The sequence below is a fragment of the Gardnerella sp. DNF01199S genome (assembly GCF_049244155.1).
Taxonomy (GTDB): Bacteria; Actinomycetota; Actinomycetes; order Actinomycetales; family Bifidobacteriaceae; genus Bifidobacterium; species Bifidobacterium piotii.
Map to the genome: position 1 here is coordinate 1,433,450 of NZ_CP058380.1, position 20,267 is coordinate 1,453,716.

General features: G+C 47.4%; 20 protein-coding genes. 7 read left to right on the forward strand and 13 right to left on the reverse strand.

The window, feature by feature from the left end; all coding sequences use genetic code 11:
• Positions 1 to 92 precede the first annotated feature (92 nt).
• The 4 genes from rpsP to trmD are packed head-to-tail and all read left to right on the forward strand — an operon-like array spanning position 93 to position 2,303.
• Entirely contained in the window at positions 93 to 566 is a 474-nt protein-coding gene (gene rpsP, locus HXT45_RS05845; RefSeq protein WP_116438250.1) for a 30S ribosomal protein S16, read from the forward strand.
• A gap of 2 nt (positions 567 to 568) precedes the next feature.
• Positions 569 to 802: an RNA-binding protein gene (locus HXT45_RS05850; RefSeq protein ID WP_004131855.1), complete on the forward strand. Its 234-nt coding sequence runs from the start codon at positions 569 to 571 to the stop codon at positions 800 to 802.
• Positions 803 to 810: 8 nt separating this feature from the next.
• Positions 811 to 1,395 carry a ribosome maturation factor RimM gene (gene rimM / locus HXT45_RS05855; RefSeq protein ID WP_421781634.1) on the forward strand — a complete coding sequence of 195 codons (585 nt, stop codon included), beginning with the start codon at positions 811 to 813 and terminating at the stop codon, positions 1,393 to 1,395.
• Between the two features lie 29 nt (positions 1,396 to 1,424).
• Positions 1,425 to 2,303 carry a tRNA (guanosine(37)-N1)-methyltransferase TrmD gene (trmD, locus tag HXT45_RS05860; protein ID WP_421781636.1) on the forward strand — a complete coding sequence of 293 codons (879 nt, stop codon included), beginning with the start codon at positions 1,425 to 1,427 and terminating at the stop codon, positions 2,301 to 2,303.
• 297 nt (positions 2,304 to 2,600) lie between these two features.
• Here the strand turns inward: trmD and rsmD are convergent, their stop codons facing one another.
• Positions 2,601 to 3,182, reverse strand: a complete 582-nt coding sequence (gene rsmD, locus HXT45_RS05865; protein WP_115761542.1) for a 16S rRNA (guanine(966)-N(2))-methyltransferase RsmD — start codon at positions 3,180 to 3,182, stop codon at positions 2,601 to 2,603.
• 242 nt (positions 3,183 to 3,424) lie between these two features.
• On the opposite strand from rsmD, the gene HXT45_RS05870 reads away from it, so the two are divergent.
• Complete coding sequence (locus HXT45_RS05870; protein ID WP_421781638.1) at positions 3,425 to 4,372, forward strand: nucleoside hydrolase; 948 nt, start codon at positions 3,425 to 3,427, stop codon at positions 4,370 to 4,372.
• A 125-nt stretch (positions 4,373 to 4,497) separates the two neighbouring features.
• A complete protein-coding gene (locus HXT45_RS05875) occupies positions 4,498 to 5,919 on the forward strand; it encodes an MFS transporter (protein ID WP_421781640.1) in 1,422 nt (473 codons plus the stop codon).
• A gap of 86 nt (positions 5,920 to 6,005) precedes the next feature.
• Here the strand turns inward: HXT45_RS05875 and HXT45_RS05880 are convergent, their stop codons facing one another.
• From HXT45_RS05880 to mvk, 6 genes are all read right to left on the reverse strand, one after another.
• Positions 6,006 to 7,154, reverse strand: coding sequence for a PfkB family carbohydrate kinase (locus HXT45_RS05880; protein ID WP_020757721.1), 1,149 nt, complete (start codon positions 7,152 to 7,154; stop codon positions 6,006 to 6,008).
• A 108-nt stretch (positions 7,155 to 7,262) separates the two neighbouring features.
• Entirely contained in the window at positions 7,263 to 9,707 is a 2,445-nt protein-coding gene (locus HXT45_RS05885; protein ID WP_421781642.1) for an ATP-dependent DNA helicase RecG, read from the reverse strand.
• 96 nt (positions 9,708 to 9,803) lie between these two features.
• Positions 9,804 to 9,998: a 50S ribosomal protein L28 gene (gene rpmB / locus HXT45_RS05890; RefSeq protein WP_004128912.1), complete on the reverse strand. Its 195-nt coding sequence runs from the start codon at positions 9,996 to 9,998 to the stop codon at positions 9,804 to 9,806.
• Between the two features lie 375 nt (positions 9,999 to 10,373).
• A complete protein-coding gene (gene fni / locus HXT45_RS05895) occupies positions 10,374 to 12,857 on the reverse strand; it encodes a type 2 isopentenyl-diphosphate Delta-isomerase (RefSeq protein WP_421781644.1) in 2,484 nt (827 codons plus the stop codon).
• Entirely contained in the window at positions 12,850 to 14,025 is a 1,176-nt protein-coding gene (mvaD, locus tag HXT45_RS05900) for a diphosphomevalonate decarboxylase (protein WP_415704477.1), read from the reverse strand. Before mvaD ends, fni begins: the two co-directional genes overlap by 8 nt.
• 21 nt (positions 14,026 to 14,046) lie before the next feature.
• On the reverse strand, positions 14,047 to 15,207 hold the full coding sequence (gene mvk, locus HXT45_RS05905) for a mevalonate kinase (RefSeq protein WP_421781646.1): 1,161 nt from the start codon (positions 15,205 to 15,207) through the stop codon (positions 14,047 to 14,049).
• A 454-nt stretch (positions 15,208 to 15,661) separates the two neighbouring features.
• Between mvk and HXT45_RS05910 the strand changes: the two genes are divergently transcribed.
• Positions 15,662 to 15,886, forward strand: a complete 225-nt coding sequence (locus tag HXT45_RS05910) for a hypothetical protein (protein WP_004131824.1) — start codon at positions 15,662 to 15,664, stop codon at positions 15,884 to 15,886.
• Between the two features lie 47 nt (positions 15,887 to 15,933).
• Here HXT45_RS05910 and rplI read toward each other — a convergent pair whose 3' ends face one another.
• From rplI to HXT45_RS05940, 6 genes are all read right to left on the reverse strand, one after another.
• Positions 15,934 to 16,380 (reverse strand): 50S ribosomal protein L9, encoded by a 447-nt coding sequence (rplI, locus tag HXT45_RS05915; RefSeq protein WP_004112972.1) that lies wholly within the window; start codon positions 16,378 to 16,380, stop codon positions 15,934 to 15,936.
• A gap of 16 nt (positions 16,381 to 16,396) precedes the next feature.
• A complete protein-coding gene (rpsR, locus tag HXT45_RS05920) occupies positions 16,397 to 16,645 on the reverse strand; it encodes a 30S ribosomal protein S18 (RefSeq protein ID WP_004105399.1) in 249 nt (82 codons plus the stop codon).
• A 190-nt stretch (positions 16,646 to 16,835) separates the two neighbouring features.
• On the reverse strand, positions 16,836 to 17,477 hold the full coding sequence (ssb, locus tag HXT45_RS05925; protein WP_421781649.1) for a single-stranded DNA-binding protein: 642 nt from the start codon (positions 17,475 to 17,477) through the stop codon (positions 16,836 to 16,838).
• A 154-nt stretch (positions 17,478 to 17,631) separates the two neighbouring features.
• Positions 17,632 to 17,928, reverse strand: a complete 297-nt coding sequence (rpsF, locus tag HXT45_RS05930; protein ID WP_004131822.1) for a 30S ribosomal protein S6 — start codon at positions 17,926 to 17,928, stop codon at positions 17,632 to 17,634.
• Between the two features lie 196 nt (positions 17,929 to 18,124).
• On the reverse strand, positions 18,125 to 19,141 hold the full coding sequence (locus tag HXT45_RS05935; protein ID WP_115761538.1) for a ribose-phosphate diphosphokinase: 1,017 nt from the start codon (positions 19,139 to 19,141) through the stop codon (positions 18,125 to 18,127).
• A 67-nt stretch (positions 19,142 to 19,208) separates the two neighbouring features.
• Positions 19,209 to 20,231: a ribokinase gene (locus HXT45_RS05940; RefSeq protein ID WP_421781651.1), complete on the reverse strand. Its 1,023-nt coding sequence runs from the start codon at positions 20,229 to 20,231 to the stop codon at positions 19,209 to 19,211.
• Positions 20,232 to 20,267: the final 36 nt, after the last annotated feature.

Below are 20,267 nucleotides of genomic sequence, written 5' to 3' on the forward strand. Positions count from 1 at the left end.
CTCTTATCGACCACGCGAGGAACAGTGGAACTCGCAAGGAGTGCCCCACACCCGAGCGAAATTCTACGACTCTAGTTATAAGGAGAGCCATTTTGGCAACCAAGATTCGTCTTAAGAGATTGGGCAAGAAGTTCTACGCCTTCTATCGCGTTGTGATTTCTGATTCGCGCAACAAGCGCAACGGCAAGTCCATCGAAGAGATCGGCATCTACGATCCAAACAAGCAGCCATCTTTGATTCAGATTAAGTCTGATCGCGCACAGTACTGGCTTGGCGTTGGCGCACAGCCAACCGAACCAGTGTTGAAGCTGCTAAAGATTACCGGCGATTGGCAGAAGTTCAAGGGTCTTGAAGGTGCAGAAGGCACTTTGAAGACTTCTGAGGCTGGCCCAGACGCTCAGGCTCGCGTTGAAGCTGTAGAAGCCGAAGCTCAGAAGCTTAAGGCTGCTAAGTCCGAAGCCGCTGCAAAGGCTCAGGCCGCTGCAGAAGCCGCTAAGAACGAAGCCGAAGAAGCCACTGAAGAAGCTCCAGCAGCAGATGCTGAAGCCGAGGAAAAGGCTGAGTAATTATGCTGGCTCAAGCTGTGGAACATCTCATTAAGAACATTGTGGATTTTCCAGATGACGTATCCGTGCGTTCTCATTCAAACGCTCGCGGCGAACTTTTGCGCGTGCGCGTAAATCCAGAAGACATCGGTCGCGTTATTGGAAGAAACGGTCGTACCGCTAATGCTATTCGCATTGTTGTTCAGGCTCTAAGCCGTCGCAATGTGCGCGTAGACATTATGGACGTACGTAAGTGAGATTGAACGTGGCTAAAAACCAACTTTTTGACAACCCTCAGCAAGGTTCAAACACCCTACTGAGGGTTTGTCGTATTGGAAAAGCGCAAGGATTAAAAGGCGAAGTTACGGTTCAAATCTTTACAGACGAGCCTTATAATCGCTTTGAACCAGGCAATGTGCTTTACACTCAAGACGGCAAGCGCGAGTTTACAATTGAAGCTTCTCGCACTTTCAAAAACCGCTGGATTCTGCTTTTTGAACAGAGTCTAAATCGTAATGATGCAGAGGCATTAAACGGCTTGGAGCTTTACACTAAGGCTCAAAGCGCGGAAGAGTTAGAGCAAGAAAACGCCTGGTATATTAAGGATTTAGTAGGCCTTAGCGCGCGCATTTGTAAGAATAATTCACTTGGTGTTGCTCCTCGCGAAATCGGCAAAGTCGTAGACGTTGTGGACGGCGCGCAGTCGCTGCTTAAAATCCGCCTTTTGGAGCCAGTTGGCGATGATAAAATTGCGCTAGTTCCTTTTGTTCAAGCGCTTGTTCCAGAAGTAAATCTTAAAGACGAATATTTAACTTTAGACCCTCCAGGCGGCTTAATCCCTGGGCTTTAGCTAAAGACTTAAGCTTAAGGCTTATAAAAATGCAAATCGACATAATCTCCGTATTCCCTGAATATTTTCGCATGCTTGATCTTAGCTTGCTCGGCAAAGCGCAAGATAATGGCTTGCTTAAAATTAACGCGTACAATCTTAGAAGATGGACACACGACGTTCATCAATCTATTGACGACACGCCAGTTGGGGGCGGCGCTGGAATGGTGATGAAGCCAGAGGTGTGGTCGGAGTGCCTGGATGAGCTGCTTTTTAGTGGCAATAATATCGCAGATAACAGCGGCGACGGCTGCGATGTCTGCAATGTCTGCGACGACAATAACTGCATCGCAAACAATAGCGTTGATAACGGCACAATTCTAATCTTCCCAAATCCTTCTGCACCACTGTTTTCGCAAAAAGACGCAACGCAATTAGCAAACGCAAAGCGACTTGTGTTTGGATGCGGCCGTTACGAAGGCTATGACGCGCGAATCCCAGAATACTACAAGTCTCGCGGAGTGGATGTGCGCGAGTACTCGATTGGCGACTACGTTCTTAATGGAGGCGAAGTTGCTGTTAGCGTTATGGTAGAGGCCATTACGCGCTTGATTCCAGGCTTTATGGGTAACCCTGAGTCGATTGTGGAAGAGTCGTACACGGGCGCGGACGCGATTCTTGAGCATCACCAGTACACGCGTCCAACAACTTGGCGCGGCCTTAGTGTGCCTGCGATTCTTACTTCGGGCGACCACGCTAAAGTGGATCGATTCCGCAGAGACGATGCGTTGGAGCGCACAAGCCAAATTAGACCAGATTTGATTGAAAAGCTTGATTGCAAGTCGCTTAGTAGGCAAGATAGAAAAACGCTGATTAGCCTTGGGTGGGAGGTTTCTGGCGATTCGCCGAGGCGCGCCAACCTGCCGTAGCGCTCAAAGCTCAGCGCGCGAAGGCAATTTGGCGCGCTGAGCCGCTTAGCGTAGAAGCACGGTGTGCTTCTACGGCGGCGAAGACGTTCGCGCGCTTAGACCGCGCGAACGACAGGACCTGCCATGTAGTGCGATTGTACCGAGTTTACGGCGTGTCGTCATACAATCGCACTACACAAACAAACAAAACTGTAGTGCGATTGTACTTGATTTTGGTGTTTTTTAATACAAACGCACTACAAGAAAAATCTTGAATCTCTACCTCACTTGGTCACGCTCTAAACGCAAACAAAGCCATCAATGCGAGGTTTGAATAAACATTACGGCAGTTTCGCCATAGTTTCGCGTGTCGAAAATCTCCCACCCTGCACAAATCTTAGGCGCAACACTGCGTGCGCTACGCTCCAGAACAATCAACGTATCTGCAGCATCGCTTACAACGCCGTTTTTAACCATGTTTTCAATCAAAAGCTCAACTTGCGCCGTCTCCAACGCATACGGCGGATCTACAAACACCAAATCGAACGCCTCGCCACTGTAGTCTTGCACAAACTGCTCCACGCGCTTTTTATTTACGCGCACGCTTAAATCCTGGCTCCACGCGCTTTGACTTTCTAGCACTTTAACGGTTTTTGCAATTAGTGACGCCGCAGCCGCGTTCGCCTCTACACACACCAGCTCGTTTGCGCCTCTAGAAATCGCCTCTACACCCAACGCCGCGGTTCCAGCGAATAAGTCGAGTACGCGCGCTCCCCCGCACACTCCCCACGAGTCGAGTCTAGAAAAAATCGCCTCTTTTGTGCGGTCTGTTGTTGGTCTTGTGCATGACTTTGCGGCGCATAATGGCGTGCCCTTAAATCTTCCTGCAATTACGTGCATATTTTAAGCATATCATTTTAATTTATTTTGCCTTATGCATCTTTTTGACTTGTGTCAAATTTTATCCTTGTTAAAATTGTATTGGTCATTTGTTTATTAACATCAACAAATGTTGCTTAGCACTGGTTTCTGGCGATTTATCCCAAACTACGCTAAACAATGAAGTTTGCTAAAAAGCCTAAGCATAAAGTATCTAAATCCCAAATACAACTGACATATAACTAAACCACTAAGGAGCAGCAATGACTTCAATCATTTTAGATTGCGACCCTGGCCACGACGACGCGATGGCAATTCTTCTAGCGCTTGGCAACCCAAACATTGATTTGATTGGCGTAACAACAGTCGGCGGTAATCAAAGCCTAGAAAAAGTTACGTACAACGCGCGAGCAACGCTAGAAATGGCTCACGCAACAAACATTCCAGTTCACGCAGGATGCGATCGTCCAATGATTCGCCCGCTAGAAGTGGCTGCATCCATTCATGGCGAAACTGGCCTAGACGGAGTAACGCTTCCAAAGCCAACTCGCCCATTAGACGAAGGCCACGCAGTAAACTGGATTATCAACACGATTATGAACAGCGAGCCAGGCACGATTACGCTTGTTCCAACTGGCCCACTTACAAACATTGCAATGGCTGCACGAATGGAGCCGCGAATCGTTAGCCGCGTTAAGGAAGTTGTGCTTATGGGCGGCGGCTACCACGTTGGCAATTGGAGCGCGGTCGCAGAATTTAACATTAAGGTAGATCCTGAAGCCGCTCACGTTGTGTTTAATGAAGATTGGCCTATTACAATGGTTGGTCTTGATTTAACGCACCAAGCACTTTGCACGCCGCAAGTACAAGCTAAAATCGACGCAATCAGCACACCTCTTTCTGCGTTTGCAAGCGGTTTGATGGACTTCTTCCGCAAAACATACCAAAACAATCAAGATTTTATTGACCCACCTGTGCATGATCCTTGCACGGTTGCGTACTTGATTGACCACAGTGTTGTACAAACTCGCAGATGCCCTCTAGACGTTGAAATTAAAGGCGATTTAACACTTGGAATGACGGTTGCAGATTTGCGCGGACCAGAGCCATCAGCCAGCGAATGCCATACGCAAGTGGCCACTAAGCTTGACTTTAACAAGTTCTGGGATTTGATTATCGACGCTCTAAAGCGAATCGATGGAATCAAATAAACCAAATAAGTCAAATAAACCAAATAAGTCAAACAATAGACATCAAACAAATAAATAAAAGATAATAGAGAAAATCCCTAACAAGAGAAGATCCCTAATAACCAAACAAATATATAGGAGTTATTATGACTGAGGTTTCATCTCCAGCTCCACACATGTTAGACAAGGGCGGGCGCTCAATCGTAGCACTTATGACCGCACTTCTAGTGGCCATTTTTGCGTTCCAGCTAAACGCATCCATGCTCTCCCCAGCACTCGCCACTATGACGCACGAGCTTAAAACAACGGATACGCAAATCGCGCTAACACAAACCGTGTTCTTTACGGCGGCAGCGCTGTTTTCGCTATTCCTACCTCGCTTGGCAGACATTGTTGGTCGCAAAAAAGTACTTACAGGCATTCTGGTTTCAACCATTTTAGGATGCGTTATTAGCGCCATTGCACCAAATGTTACGGTTCTTATGATTGGCCGAATCCTTCAAGGCGCAAGCGGTCCTGTTGTGCCAATGTGCTTGATTATGCTGCGCGTGCGCGTTAGCGAAGAAAAGCGCTACGCAAAGTTGATGGCAATTTTAACGTCTGTAAACGGCGGAATTGCAGGCGTGGACGCACTTGCAGGCGGCTGGCTCGCAGGCAACTTTGGCTTTAGATCCGTATTTTGGACTATGGCTGTAATCGGCGTAATTGCAGTTCTTTTGGTTATATTCCAGACTGAAGAATCGCACGCTCAAGACACTCCTAAGATGGATTGGGTTGGCGTTGTAACGCTTGGCATCGCGTTCTTGGCTGCATATCTTGCGATTAACGAAATCGGCAAGCTTGCTGGCGCCAACTTGACGCTTGTTGCAGTTCTTGTAGTTCTTGCAATCGTTTTCTTTGTAATCTTCTGGAACGTAGAGGGCAAAAACTCCGCTCCGCTTGTTTCTACAAAATATATGAGCCAACGCCGCACTTGGGGCTTGCTTTCTTGCACGCTTCTTACAATGACGGGCGTTTTTGCAATCATGAATGGCGTTGTTCCACAGCTTGCACAAGATGCTAAGTCTGGTGCTGCAATGAGCGCAAGTGTTGTGAGCTTTGCAACTCTTACGCCATACGCAATCATTGGCTTTGTGTTTGGCCCTGTTGCTGGCATGCTTGCTGCAAAGTTTGGCTACCGACTCGTTTTGCGCGCTGGAATCCTCGTAAGCGTTCTTGGCGTTGTATTTGGAATGTATGTTTCCGAGATGCCTTCTGTTTGGGGACTCGTAGTGCTTTCCTTGTGGCTTGGAATTAGCTACGCAGGTGTTGCAAACATTATGCTTAACGGCCTTGGAATTGTGCTTTCGCCTAAGGATAATCCTGGATATTTGCCTGGTATGAATGCTGGAGCGTTTAACCTTGGTGCAGGATTGAGCTTTGCGATTCTTTACGCTGTTATGACCAATTTTGCGCAGAACGCTGGAGCCACCACTGGCTACGCTGCTTCGATGATTGCTGGAATCGTGCTACTTGCGCTCGCGTTTGCATGCTCGTTCTTAATCCCTAAGCCAGAAGATTGCGAGTGATTTACTAATCAATCACAAGAAAATAGCAGAATAAACTAAGACCGCAGTTTTTAGCTGCGGTCTTTTTTATATTTGCCAGGCAGTATTCAAGCGCGCTCATGAATGCTTTGCATACGCTCCTCAACAAGCTCTGGCGTCATCGCCTCGTGCACCGCTTCAACAGACTCCATGTTAAGCGCAGCAGCAGCAACCGCAAATCGCCCCGTCTTGGAATTATCAAAGTGGTTGTATCGCGCGTAAATCAAAGCAGCAGTCGCAGTATCGCTAGAACCGTTGTCGTTGCCAACAGCCTTAGCACCTTCGGATCCGTTTCCTCTAGAAACAATCATTCTTTGAACGCGCCGCAAAGGCACAGGATAAAACGCAATGCCTTCCCCAAGTATTCCATACGCAACGCCTTCTCGCCCAGAATTAACAAACACGCGCTTAACTCCGCGCTTAAGCAGCGCCTTTGCGCATTGCACAGCTGACCTTTCGTCTACAGCGCAAATTCCAGTAAGCGCTTGCGATTCTGCAGTGTCTAAAACAAGAGTATCAATGCAATTTAAGCGCGAAAGTATTCTCGTAGCTTTTGCATCCGTTATTGCGCGCACCATAATCGGCTTATGGTAGTTATCGCACACCCATTCAAATGACTTTTGCGAAATGTTTGTGTCGAGCGCAACAATGTCTGCGTTTTCTATGATTGATATTCTTTCACGCAAAAAGTCTGGCGTCATGTAATCGTAGATGCTCATATCGTCTAGTGCCAAAAGCCTTTGCCCCGAAGCGTCTCCAACGTACATGTAAGACGCTGTCATTGCGTCTGGCAGCTGCTTTGAGTAGCCTATATCTAGTCCGTTTACGGATGCATCGATTTTGAACAACTCGCCATTGTGGTCGCCTCCGTACACAGAGACCAGACTTGCGCGCGTGTTCATCCTCTCTAAAGCAACTGCGATATTTCGCCCAACTCCGCCAAGCGCATACCGCACTTTTGCAGCATTCGACGTGTAGTCCATAAGGTCTCCGCACGCAATTCCCAAAACGTCCATGCTTATTCCGCCAATTACAGTCACGTAGCTTGGCGGCGTAACAATGTAGCCTTTGCCTCTAAGGTATCCTTTGCGAATCAGATTAGAAATGTGCGCGGCCACGCCCGATCGCGTAATGCCAGCTAAATCTGCAAGCTCTTGCTGACTAATCATAGGATTCTGCTGAATCCACGACAATATTTGTTGTTCGCGTTCAGTCATCTTTGCCTCGTCTCTCGCGTTTTTACCTTATATCTCTAGAATATTCAAAAATTGTCTTTTTCGCACGTAAATTGTAAAAAAATGTGCGATTTTCTTCTCGATTTTCTTCTAATTGCTCAAAATTGCCGTGCTGCTTCCGCGAGTAAAGTCTAAAACAGCTCCAGCGAGTTGAGTGCGATTTTGCAAAGTCGGGTCGCTTGCAAGAATCGAAGTTGCGCACTGCCTTGCGTCTGCAATAATATGCGCGTCTTTAACAACTCGTAGCAGCTTTAAGCTTGATTTTCCGCCAGACTGACTGTCTCCTAAAACATCTCCAACGTTTCTAAGCTCCAAGTCTTTTTGCGCGATTACAAAGCCATCTAGCGATTCTTCTACAACTTGCAAACGCGCTGCCGCCAACTCGTTGTCTTGAGCTGCAGATACCAGAAAAGCCCATGATTGCGTACCAGAGCGCCCCACTCGTCCCCTAAGTTGATGAAGCTGCGCAAGCCCGAATCGCTCTGCGTTAAAAATCACTATGCAACTTGCTTTTGCAACGTCTACACCAACTTCGATTACAGTTGTAGAAACCAAGATTTGCACTTTTCCGCTTTCAAAGTCGCTCATAATTTTGCGCTTTTCGTCGTCACTTGTGCGGCCTGTAAGCTCAGCAAATTTGACGCCACTAAATTGAGAGAGGTTTTTAAGACGAGTTGAAATTTGCGATACTGTGTGAACTTGAATATCGGTTTGCGCTTGCGTGTTAACTTGCGAATCGTTTAGTGGATTAGATCCGTATGCGCCAAAATCGCCAGCAGCCGCACCATAATGCGAATCGCCACTATCGCCATTATCAACATCGCCATTATCATCATCGTCTATTCGCGCACAAACAACGTACGCGCGCTCCCCCGCGTCAATTCTGGAACGAACGTGGCTAAACATTGCGGCCATTTTTGCAAAGTCCAGCTCGTTTATAACAAACGTGCGAATCGGCTTACGGCCGCCTGGAAGCTCCGTTAAATAAGACGCGTCTAAATCGCCAAACCAAGTCATTGCAGCAGATCTAGGGATTGGCGTAGCTGTCATAACAAGAAGATGAACATCCGCATTATTGCTCATTTTTCGTATAAGCGAATCGCGCTGCTCAACGCCAAATCTGTGTTGCTCGTCGATTATAGCCAGCGCAAGGTTTGTGGGCTTAAAACTGGCGGAAAATGCGGCATGAGTGGCCACTATAATCGCAGGATCGCCGCTTGCCACTTTTGCCAGGGCGCTTCTTCGATCCGCCAGCTTCATTCCGCCTGTTACAAGCGTAATTTCAACGTTTATATGTGCGCGCGCAATCATTTTGCGCAAGTTTTCGGCGTGTTGATGAGCCAGCACTTGAGTTGGCGCAACAAGAACAGCTTGATGGCCCGAACCAACAGCTTGAAGCATTGCGCTCATTGCAACAACCGTCTTTCCAGAGCCGACTTCTCCTTGCAAAAGACGACGCATTGGTTTTAATGGCGATTCGTCGGCTGCTTGCGATTCGTCGGTTGCTTGCGATTCGCCCTGCGCGCCTTGCATATCTTCCGTAATCTCGCTAATAACGTTTTTTTGGCCTTCCGTCAACGCAAATGGCAAACTTTCTTCAAACTGCTGCCTTAAATCGCCATTGTTGCATTTATAAGCAGAGCCTAGACGCGAATTCTCGCGCGATTGCAAAACAGCGATTTGAGATATAAACGCTTCTTCAAAACGCATTGTGTTGATTGCGCGCGCAAAGTCCTCTTTGTTTTGCGGATTGTGGATTGATTCAAACGCATCCGCACGGTGCATAAGATTTTTACTTACGATTACGGATTGCGGAAGAATGTCTGGCAGGGATTCAGGAAGGGATTCAGACAAGGATTCAGGCAAGGATTCAGGCGCAAAATCGCCACTATCGCAACTCTTAAAAAGTTGCAATAATCCTAAAATCGTCTCGTGAATATGGTCGCTAGAAATTCGCGAATTTGCGTGGTAAATCGGACGAGGAGCGCATAACTTTTCAAACGCTTCTTCAACACTTTGTGCAACAAAATCGACAGACGCGCTGGATCTCTCATCGTTGCTAGATTTCTCATCATTGCTCGACTTTTCATCATCGCTACGCGCCGCTAAAACGCTTATAACTTGCGGATGCGTAAATTGCAAAACGCCATTAAACGCGCCGCTCGTGCCGCCCACAACAACGGTTTGACCAACGCTCATGCGGCTGCTAACCCATTGAGCGTATTGCTTGCTTTTTGAAAAATAGACGATTTGAGCGCGCGAGGCATCTTGCGAAACGTTTACGTCTAGGCGGTACCCTCTTCGCGCATTCATTTGTACTATGTTTATGGACTGTATAATCGCGCAAAATGCCACTTCTTGACCTGGCAAAATTTGGCTTAAATGCGCGCGTTTTAGCGGATTTGTGACTCTAAACGGGTAGTACGTTAGCGCGTCTTTTACTGTGACTACACCTAGCGATTTTAAGGCAGACACGCGGCGCTTGTTGCTTACGATTGACGATATTGCTGTGTTTAGTGTTATGCGTGCTGCCATACTTCGATTATAATCGTTGCGCTACGATTTAAGCGAAAAATAGGGAAATAGAAAAAGCCCCGAGCACTGCTCAGGGCCTTACATTTAACACGCGATTCACGCTTCAACACGCTGAACCTTGCCTGCCTTAATGCATTTTACGCACACACGAAGGCGAACATTTTCGCCATCAATGGTGGTGCGAACTGGCTGAAGGTTCGGGCGGAAGGTGCGCTTATTGCGAATGTGCGAATGTGAAACACTGAAACCGGTCTGCGGTCCCTTGCCACATAATGCGCAACGAGCTGCCATAATGGACTCCTATTTTCTTTGACTTGCAAGTCTTGCGTCGCTCATCCATGCAAATCCAAACGCGACTAACCGACGCTAAATCGCATAAACAAATAAGCATGCCTGAACGCACAACTACACAAGTATATCACTACGCCAGACATTACAACATACGCGAGGAATCGACTACTTCGAGCTGAACAATGCGTCAACTATTTCCGCTTTTTGTTGTTAGACACGCCATTTAGAGCTACAAAAAGCGGAGTTGTTTTCCGTGCTTTATTGCTTATGATGACTTTTGTTCAATATTTTGTGCATTTCTTGTAGTGCGTTTGTACCTGATTTGAGTGTTTTTTGATACAAACGCACTACAAGGCAGGTCGTGTCGTTCGCGCGTTACAGCGCGAACGGCTTGCCATCAATCAAGATGCGCGAATTTTGGCGCAAATCCGCAACATTCTTACATCCAAGCAACGCCATAATCACGCGAATCTGCGCCTTCCAATCCTCAATTTGATCAACAAGCGCATCCTGTCCACCGCAAGTGAGCGTATGCAAGAACTCGCCCGCAACTCCAACCGCACTCGCCCCAAGCTTTAGCGCGCGCACAACATCAAGCGGCGTACGCACTCCTCCGCTTGCAAACACTTGCATTTGCGCACTATCGCAAGCAGCCGCACAATCGCAAGCAGCCGCACAATCGCAAGAATCGCAAGAATCGTGCAAAATCTCATCGCATTGCGCTATGTCTAGTAACGACTCAACAGTGGTAAGCCCCCAAGAATCAAGGAACTCGTAGCCGCGCACACCCCCACGCCTTGCATTTTCAATCGCAACAAAATTCGTGCCGCCGCGCCCACCAACGTCCACAGCGCGCACGCCCACATTTTGCAATCGCAGAACATCCCCAGCGCTCATTCCGCATCCAGTTTCCTTAACAACAACTGGCACTTTCATTGAATCAAGCGCGCGCACAATCTCCTCAATATTGCTAAGCCACGCACTAAAATCGCGGTCTCCTTCGCTCATAACAAGCTCCTGCGCCGCATTAAGGTGGATTTGCAACGCGTTTGCTTGCAAAATTTCAACAGCTTTAATCGCCTGTTCAACGCTTGCCCCAGCGCTTACATTCGCCATAACAAATCCGCGCGGATTAAAGCGCCGAATAACGCTGAAAGTCTCTGCAAGACGCGGATTTTTAAGCGCTGCGCTTAGCGAGCCAGAAGCCATTGCTACACCAGTTTTTGCTGCCACTTTTGCAAGCATTGCGTTTATATTTTCGCCATTCTTGCTGCCGCCCGTCATTGCGTTAATGTACAGCGGAACGTCCCATTTTGCGGATTCTCCAAACACGCGCACGCTTGTATCTACATCGCTTAGCGCCAATTGCGGCAACGCATTTGGAATAAATCGCACTTGTTCAAAACCAGCGTCCGCGTGCGATTTATATTGTTCGCACGCAAGTTTTATGTGATCGTCTTTGCGCTGTTCAATAAGCGAAGAGTCGCGATTTTCATCAAATTCCGCGACTTTCAGATTAAGCGCCTCAATCCCACTTTTTTGCCATTCGTCTTTAATGCGAGCAAACACGGCATCAAAATCTTGTGCGCGCGCAATCGCGATTCCGCAATCTCCGCCGCCTGCGCCGCTTGTTTTTGCTGGCAATCCTGCGCAATTTGCTGCTTCTATTAGTCGCGTAAGTTTTGGCGTTTCGATTAGTGTTCCCGTGATTTCGCCAAGATCTTTTAGCAACGCACGATTTTGCGCGAATCCGCTTAACAACACGCTAAAGTCCCAATTTTCTAGCGCATTTGCGATTTTTTGCACGCATTTTTCGCTTTGCGCGCAAAAATCTTCGTAGGTTTTAGCGTAAGTTTTAGTAGGATTGCGCGCGGTTAAATCACTAGTTGCTGCGCCAGCATTCGCGCCAGCTTTAACGCCAGCCTTCACGCTTCCAACAAGCTCCGCGCTACTAGCAGGGCTACCTGTCCAGCCAACTAAGAGTCGCAAGCCAGCGCCCACTTTTAAGCGTTTTACTTCAAATCGCGGCCACTTTTTTTGCAACAACTCGTGTAGGCTTGAGTCGCCGCTTTCAATCATTTCTACTTCCGCTTTAAGCCATTCGCGATTGTACGCGCGGTACATTACCCACCCACCGTATGCGCTGGCTGCCACGTCTCCGCCACTTCCCGACTTTTTTACTAGCGAAGACGCAATTATGGCTAATTTGCACAGTTCTGGCGTTGCAAGCGCCAATCCGTACCATTCACACAGCGCGCGCACAGCAGCCACCGTTACTGCAGCCGAAGATCCAAGCCCGTATTTTTTGCCCGTTTTTTTATCGTCTAAATCGCTTTCAATGTGTACGTTATACTCGCGCGTGTTGCCCAGTGCTTCCGCCGCACCCAACGCGCCCACCTCGCGCGCATATTCGTCTACAACGTTCATTGCGGAAATCACATACGCGTAGTATTTTTTAATTTTTTCTACATTAGTTTGTTCTAGCAAATCGTTGGTTTCTGGCGATTTTTCCGCTGGCAAGTCGCAAGCAACCGAGCGCGAATCACATCCGCATCCATCATTTTTATCTAAAATAAATTCCTTGTTATTGCCAAAACGCGTGCCATCACCATTGCCGCAACCATTGCCGCCGCAAAACTTCCAATACAACGGCTCAAAATTTTTATCCTCACACGTAATTTTTCCGTAAAAATTCCTACTACATGCACCATTTTCAAGAAAATCACAAGCTCCAGCCGCATCAACCGTAACTTTTACATAACGATTCACGGCTGTTACGATTGCAGCTCTTCCATCTACAACAGCGTATTCGCCTGCTATATAAAGCTTTCCAGGAGCTGCCGCTTGAAATTTAGTCATGATTTTCTCCGTACAACCTTACTTTAACCGCATCGCCTGGGCGCGCAATAACAAACTGCGGATTGGATTGCGACGACTCCGCCGATTCCACAGATTCCGCTGATTCCACAGATTCCGCTGATTCCACAGATTCCGCCAAATCCGCCGATTTCTGCGACTCGCGCAAACTCTTAATCTCACTCAACACGCGCAAACTCAACTCATTTTTAACGCGCAAAGCATGCTCCGCGTTAGTTAAAACCTTAACATTTGAACCTGCGTCCATTGTAGCCCAAACAGGCCACCCCTCGCCGCGCATTTGATGCACAACTCTAAGCACGGCATGCGATTCTTCGCTAAGGTAGTCAACGCTAGGATTGGCCGCGCGCATTGCAGCATGCATTCCTAAAGCGTTTCGCTCCGAAACCTCGCCCAAAGCCTCTAAATCACAGTTTTTAATCGCTTGCAAAGCCGTTGCAATGTCATCTTTACAACTTTCAATCCAACTTTTATAAAGCGGCGATGTTTCAACCGTTTGCCGCATTGCATTGCGGCTCGAAATCTTCTTTTTGCTTGTATTCAAAACAACAGCCACCATTGCAAGATTCAAATCTTTTGGCGATTCAATTGGCTCCGCATAACTTGTTTCGCTACTCACGCCCGCGTTCCACAGCACCAATCCGCCGTAAATCGATCTGCATGCCGACCCCGACCCTTTGCGCGATAAAATCGAAAGTTCGCGCGCGTTTAACCTAAGACCAGACGCATACGCTGACGCCGCAGCCAGCGCCGCAAAACCCGAGGCGCTAGACGCAAGACCTGCAGCCGTTGGAAACGTGTTTTTGCTTACGACTCGCGCATGGCTTTCAATTCCAGCCATTTTCCGCACCATGTCTAGCATTCTTACGATTCGCGCACGCTCTTCGCTTTGCAATAAATCGCCACTAAGCTCTGTGTTGTTTAAGTAAACGGAGTCTTCTTTTAGAAAATCGTCAAAATGCACGCTAGTTTTAGTGGAAAATCCGCCTAAAGTCAAAGATAGCGAGGAAGAATACGGCAAAATAAGCTGCTCGTCGCGCTTTCCCCAATACTTGATTAGCGCAATATTTGCGTTTGCTTCCGCGATTGCGCAATGCGTTTGCATCGACTCGTCAAACGCTATTTTTGGCTCAATTTCAACGTTTTCCACAATAACCTTTCTATAACCTTTCTAACTGCCGATTTCCACAATCCACGTTTTGGCAGTACCTGCACGCTCTAAAGCCAGCGCCACTTTAAGCGCATCCTCGTAACTTTGCGCAAGCGCGATAACGCATCCGCCACCGCCGCCTCCAGTTAGCTTTGCTCCCAAAGCACCACTTTTGCACGCAGCACTAACCAACTCGTCTAATAGTGGCGTACTCACGCCTAATTGCGCAAGAATCTTGTGAGCGCGGCTCATCTTAAGCCCAATTTCCAGCGGCTGCCCAAGCTCTAAGTCATCTTGCGCGCTAATAGCAATTTTCCCAAGCTGCTCTAGCATCGCATCAACCGCATGCGGATTCAAATCGCGCTTTTTGCGCAATGCTTCAACCGTATCACGCGTTTGACTCTTGCATCCCGAATCAGCCAAAACAAGCCACGCGTGCAATCGTATATTTATGTTGCTAAATTCGCCGCACAAAAATCGCACCGCGCGCGCCGAAGCAGTAGCCTTAGCGTCTAATCCCGATGCCTTTCCATGAGCAACATTTTCCGCCTCCTGCGTAAGCGCAAAAAGCTGATCCTCGCTGGCTTCAATCGCATAATAGTCTAGAATCGCGCGAATTACAGCGCCTGCAGCTGCAGCCGACGACCCCAATCCTCGCTCTGGCGGAAAATCGCAAGCTGTTTCCACTTGTAACGCTTCGCCGCGCCAATTCGCAAATTGCAAAGCCTTATAAATCGCGGTTTTAATGGAGTTCAAACACTTTGGTGCATTTTTTAATGGCCCGCAAAAATTCAACGCTTTAAGCGTTACGTAACTTTGAGCAAGCTCTTGCAAGCTGTTTTTATTAGGATTATTTTCGATTTGTGCAACTAGCTCGTCGGTTGCTTGCGACTTTTGCGCACCTGTGTTTAATGCGTTTTCTGCAATTGATGCGTTTTCTTCGTTTGCGCTACTAACTGTTGCGCGCATCTTAAGATTTTTCAGCGGAAGAGCTACTGCACTGTAGCCATAAACAACCGAATGCTCACCAAAAAGAATTACTTTTGCGCAAGTCTGCCCAACGCCAATGCGATTGTGTATGCGATTTTTCGCGCTCGCACGCACATGCTCATTATTGTGCGCATTCTTGCAATCGCACGAATTAGACACGTGGCGATTCGCTAAAGTGTTGCACTCAGTCACTAATCCTCCTTTGCGACTCATCTGGCTCACTCGCTGGCATTGCTTAATTGATGCGCGTTTAAGCTTATTTGCACAACTTTTATAATTTAGTAGCTAAAGCGACTAAACACCACGATTTGTGCAATACACACACAACACATTCACATTTCCCGAATTTTGTTTCTCTAATTAGCGTGTTCAACAACAAAACACGGAAAACAACTCCGCACTTTGTACCAAATTTGACCTAAATCACGTACAAAAAGCGGAAATATCGCTCGCGCAGATTAGCTGCGCTCACGTCTTCGCCGCACGTAAAGTCCACTGGACTTTACGTTTGAGCGGCTCAGCGAATCGAAGTGCATTCGCGCGCTACGCTATTCCTCACGGCTATTAGTAGCCGTTCGGCTGATTTGGCATGTAAAGTCCACTGGACTTTACATTTGAGCCAAATCACGCTTTGAAGGAGCTTGAAATGCGTTATGCAATTTCAAGCTCAGTCAAAGCGCCCATGCAAGTCGATTCGCAACAAAACGCGGAAGATAAAAAAGCTCTGCGCAAGTCGCAGCAAGTAAAACTCACCACAATTCGCACAGAGCCAATGCTTAAGATCAATCCAAATGGATTGCCTCCCATCGCAAATTTCGCAGAAATCCTGCAAGAATACGCAAATCCTGCAAAACTCGCAAAATCACAATAACTTGCAAGAACTCACAAAACCCGCGTGGGAAGCTGGAACACGTTTAACTACTCAGCTACAACCTTAACAGTAAAGGAAGCGCTGATTTCTGGGTGAAGAGCCACAGTTGCTGGGAATTCGCCAGTGGTCTTGATTGCAGCAACGCTAATAGCGCGTGCTTCAACGGCGGCCTTTGGTGCCAAAGCAGCAGCAATCTTATCGGCGGAAATACCACCGAAGAGCTTGCCAGACTCGCTCACCTTAGCGGCGATTTCTACAACAGTGCCTTCGATTGCGGCCTTAGCTGCAACGGCCTCTTCGCGAGTGGCCACAGCCTTAGCCAAGCGAGCGCGACGCATCGCTTCAATCTGGGAAGCAGCGCCCTTATTCCACGCAAAGGCCAAGCCCTGTGGAATCAAGTAGTTACGTGCGTAACCAGCCTTAACAGTAATAACGTCACCCGAGTGACCCAAGTTTGCAACGGTCTTGGTGAGAATAACCTTGGTTTCTGCCATGTTCTTATCCTCTCAATCAGCGACCAGTGGTGGCGTATGGGAGCAAAGCCATCTCGCGAGCGTTCTTAACGGCCTTCGCGATCTTGCGCTGTTCCTGTACGGTTACACCAGTAATACGACGGGAACGAATCTTGCCGCGGTCCGAAACGAACTTACGCAACAAAGCAACGTCCTTGTAATCAATTTCAGTAATCTTGGCAGCCTTCAAAGGATTTGGCTTCTTCTTAAAAGGCTTGACCGGTGGTTGCGGCCTCTTACGTGACATAGGATGTCCTCTCTTAAATGCGTTAAACTTTTGTTTTTGTTTATACGCTAAACTGATGTTTTTAATTGTAAAGTCGTATTTAGATTTTTACCAGCATTAGTTTTACAAGCAATAAGTCATATTCGCTAAACTATCTGCCCTAAAGCAGCGGCGGCTAGACGCCATTAGCGCGCGCATAAAACTAGAAAAACTAGAACTCTGGCTCTTCGTCTGATCCACCAAAATCGGAGCTAGCTCCAAACGTTGCAAATCCGCCGTTTGATGGAGCAGAAGCACTCCACGGGTCTTCAACGTTTACGCCCTGATTAGCGCCATTTTGCGCATTCATTCCAGCACCAGCAGACGCATTATTCGCATAATTCGCGCCGCCAGCATAACCGCCAGTGTATCCACCAGCATTCATACCAGCTCCAGCACCAGCGCCCTGATTGAATCCGCCATTGTTCCCAGCAAAACCGCCCTTCGAGCTCAAACGATTAACCTGAGCGGTTGCAAAACGCAAGGATGGCCCAATCTCATCAATCATCAAATCAATGCTATATCGTTTTTCGTTGCTGTTTTTATCAACGTAGTTGTTTGCACGCAACCTACCTTGAACAATAACGCGCATTCCCTTTGTAAGCGTTTGCGCGCAATGCTCAGCTAAGTCGCCCCAAGCAACGCATCTAAGCGATAATGGCGTGCCGTTAACGTAGCTGTTTGTTCTTCTGTCAAAAGTAGAGGAATTAGAAACAATCGTGAAAGACGTTCTAACACTACCATTGGAACTGGTAGCAGTCTCTGGCTCTTTAGCCAAATTACCAATCACCGTTATAACAGTTTCTCCAGCCATCGTAGCCTCTTTTCTATTAAGACTTGGAACAATTTCGTGGAACAATTTAGAGCAAATCCAATTTGACTATTTGACTATAAATTAATCAAACTAATCTAAATAAAATTTTGGATATTATCCCTAAACTCTTGACTTTACTTTGCTTTATTTCGCTTTACTTTGCGTCCTTGCGAAGAATCTTCGTGCGGACTACAGATTCGTTAAGGTTCAAAACACGGTCAAGCTCGTCGCTAAGTGCTGGCTCGGCAGTGTAATTCACTACAACGTAGTTACCTTCGTTCTTGCCATCAATCTCGTAAGCAAGCTTACGGCGACCCCAATAGTCGGTACCATCAACGGAACCGCCCTCTTTGGTGACAAGCTCAAGATACTGCTCGGTCAACTTCTTAAGACCGCGCTCGTCAAGCTCTGGATCGGCAATGAACATCAGTTCATACTTGTGTGCAGACATCACCCACCTCCTTCGGACTATTCGGCTGCGGGCTTTCCACAGCAGGAGTGTGTTTGCAAAATCGTTCGTAAATCAAGTTATTACACAATTTATTACGCGATTATTACGCAATAATTTTTGCATATTTAATTTTACGAACAACCTATTAAGTCTACATCATGCTTGCGACTCACCGCCGCACAGCTAATCAACCACACTAATGAGCGTAAATATTCCTATGCTTCATGTCTTCTGGAAGCGCGTTTCTAAGCGAAACAAGCGATCCGGACCTAAACACAGACCTAATTCCAGCAGCCAAAAGAGGCGCAATCGAAAGAACCGTCATATTTTCTAAGCGCTTTTCTTCGGAAACAGGAACTGTATCCGTTAAAATGATTTCACGCGCGCCGCAACTCTTAAGTCGCTCTACTGCAGGGCCAGATAGCAGCGCATGAGTTGCAACCAAAGTAACGGATTTTGCACCAGCGCCTTTAAGTGTGCGCACAGCTTCGCAAATCGTGCCAGCAGTATCAATCATATCGTCTACAACAATGCAATCGCGGCCTTGAATATCTCCAATAATTCCATGCGCTTCCGCGTGATTTGGCCTTGTTATATCGCGCGTTTTGTGAATAAACGCTAATGGCAATCCGCCAAGCTTTGCAGCCCATTGCTCCGAAACCTTGATTCGCCCTGCGTCTGGAGAAACAATCGTAGTGTTTTCTAGGCTCATAGTATTGCGAACGTAGTCAATCAAAACTGGCATAGCAGTCAAGTGATCCACAGGACCGTCGAAGAATCCCTGCTCTTGAGCAGCGTGCATGTCTACAGTCAAAATACGAGTAGCTCCAGCAGATCGGAACAAGTCAAACATAAGTCGCGCTGTAATTGGCTCGCGGCCTTGATGCTTTTTGTCTTGACGCGAATACCCAAAGAAAGGCGCAACAACGTTTATGCTTCTAGCGGATGCTCTCCTTAAAGAATCCACCATAAGCAGCTGCTCCATAATCCAATTGTTGATTGGATCTGTGTGCGCTTGCAAAACAAAAACGTCTGCGCCTCTAACTGGCTGCGTAAAGCGCACATACATCTCACCGTTTGCAAAATCGTAGGCAGTTGTTTCCAGCACGTCTATTCCAAGGTAGTTGGCGGTTTCTTCCGCAAGTTGCGGATACGCTCTACCCGTTACAAGCATCATTTGCTTTTTTGGAGTGCCTTCAAGAATTGTTGACATATTTGCCTTCCCGTTTGCAAAATCAGTAAAAACGCATACGCGACTAGTCTAGCAGCATACAGCGCCACTATTCAAACGCGCGAACAACCTGCTGCGCATTGCCGTACGAGCTTTGCGCTCCAAATCCCATTGCTGCATACGCCGAAACGTAAGTTGCAACTTGCGCGCTTTGATCCAGACTAAATCCAGCTGCAAGTCCTGCTAAAACGGTTCCCATAAACGCGTCTCCGCAGCCCGTTGTATCTACTGCTTTAACACGCTGAGGGCAAATTCGCACAGCCTTCTTTCCATCTTGCGCAGCATAGTCTAAAACAACCGAGCCTTCTGCGCCAAGCGTTACAACCGCCTCGTCAAAACCATACTCGTGCATAATGCGCGCCGCATCATGCCAATCAAAATCATCCCAATTTCCATCTTCTGGCTCGCTAATTTTAAGCAATTGCGCCATCTCGTGCTCGTTTACAAGAAGTATGCTTGCGTTTTCAATCAACTCGCGTGGCAGCTCGCTTACAAAAGGCGAATTATTTAGCAAAACTTTTACGCCAGCCGCACGCGCAATTTTTGCCGCCGCCGTTACGGTTTCCATTGGGCTTTCTAGGCAAAGTCCTAAAACGCTTGCGCCGCAAATTGCTTGCTTAACATCGTTTTGATTAATGTATTCAACGCTCACTTTTGCATTAGACCCTGGAGCGTAAACGATTGTGTTTTCGCCGCCTTTTGCGTCTACTGTTATTACTGTTGCGCCACTTTTTACGCCTTCTACACGCAAAATTCTAGACGTGTCTACTCCAGCAGATTCTAGCGTGTTTAATAGGAATTTTGCATTTTCGTCGCTGCCTACTGCGCCAAACATTTGCACGTTTGCACCTATTTTTGCTGCAGAAACGGCCTGATTCCCCGATTTTCCGCCTGGAAGAACGCGCAAATCACTTCCGTTTACAGTTTCCCCAGGATTTGGGAGACGATCTGCGACTATTGTGTAGTCTGCGTTCATGGAGCCTACTACAGCAACGCGATTGCTTGATTCACCTATCTTTTTTAGCGCGCTAGCAAGTATTTCGCCGCTTAGTGGCGTAGTCTTTTCCATCATAAATCCTTTCGTAAAATTCCATTAATTCGTGATTTA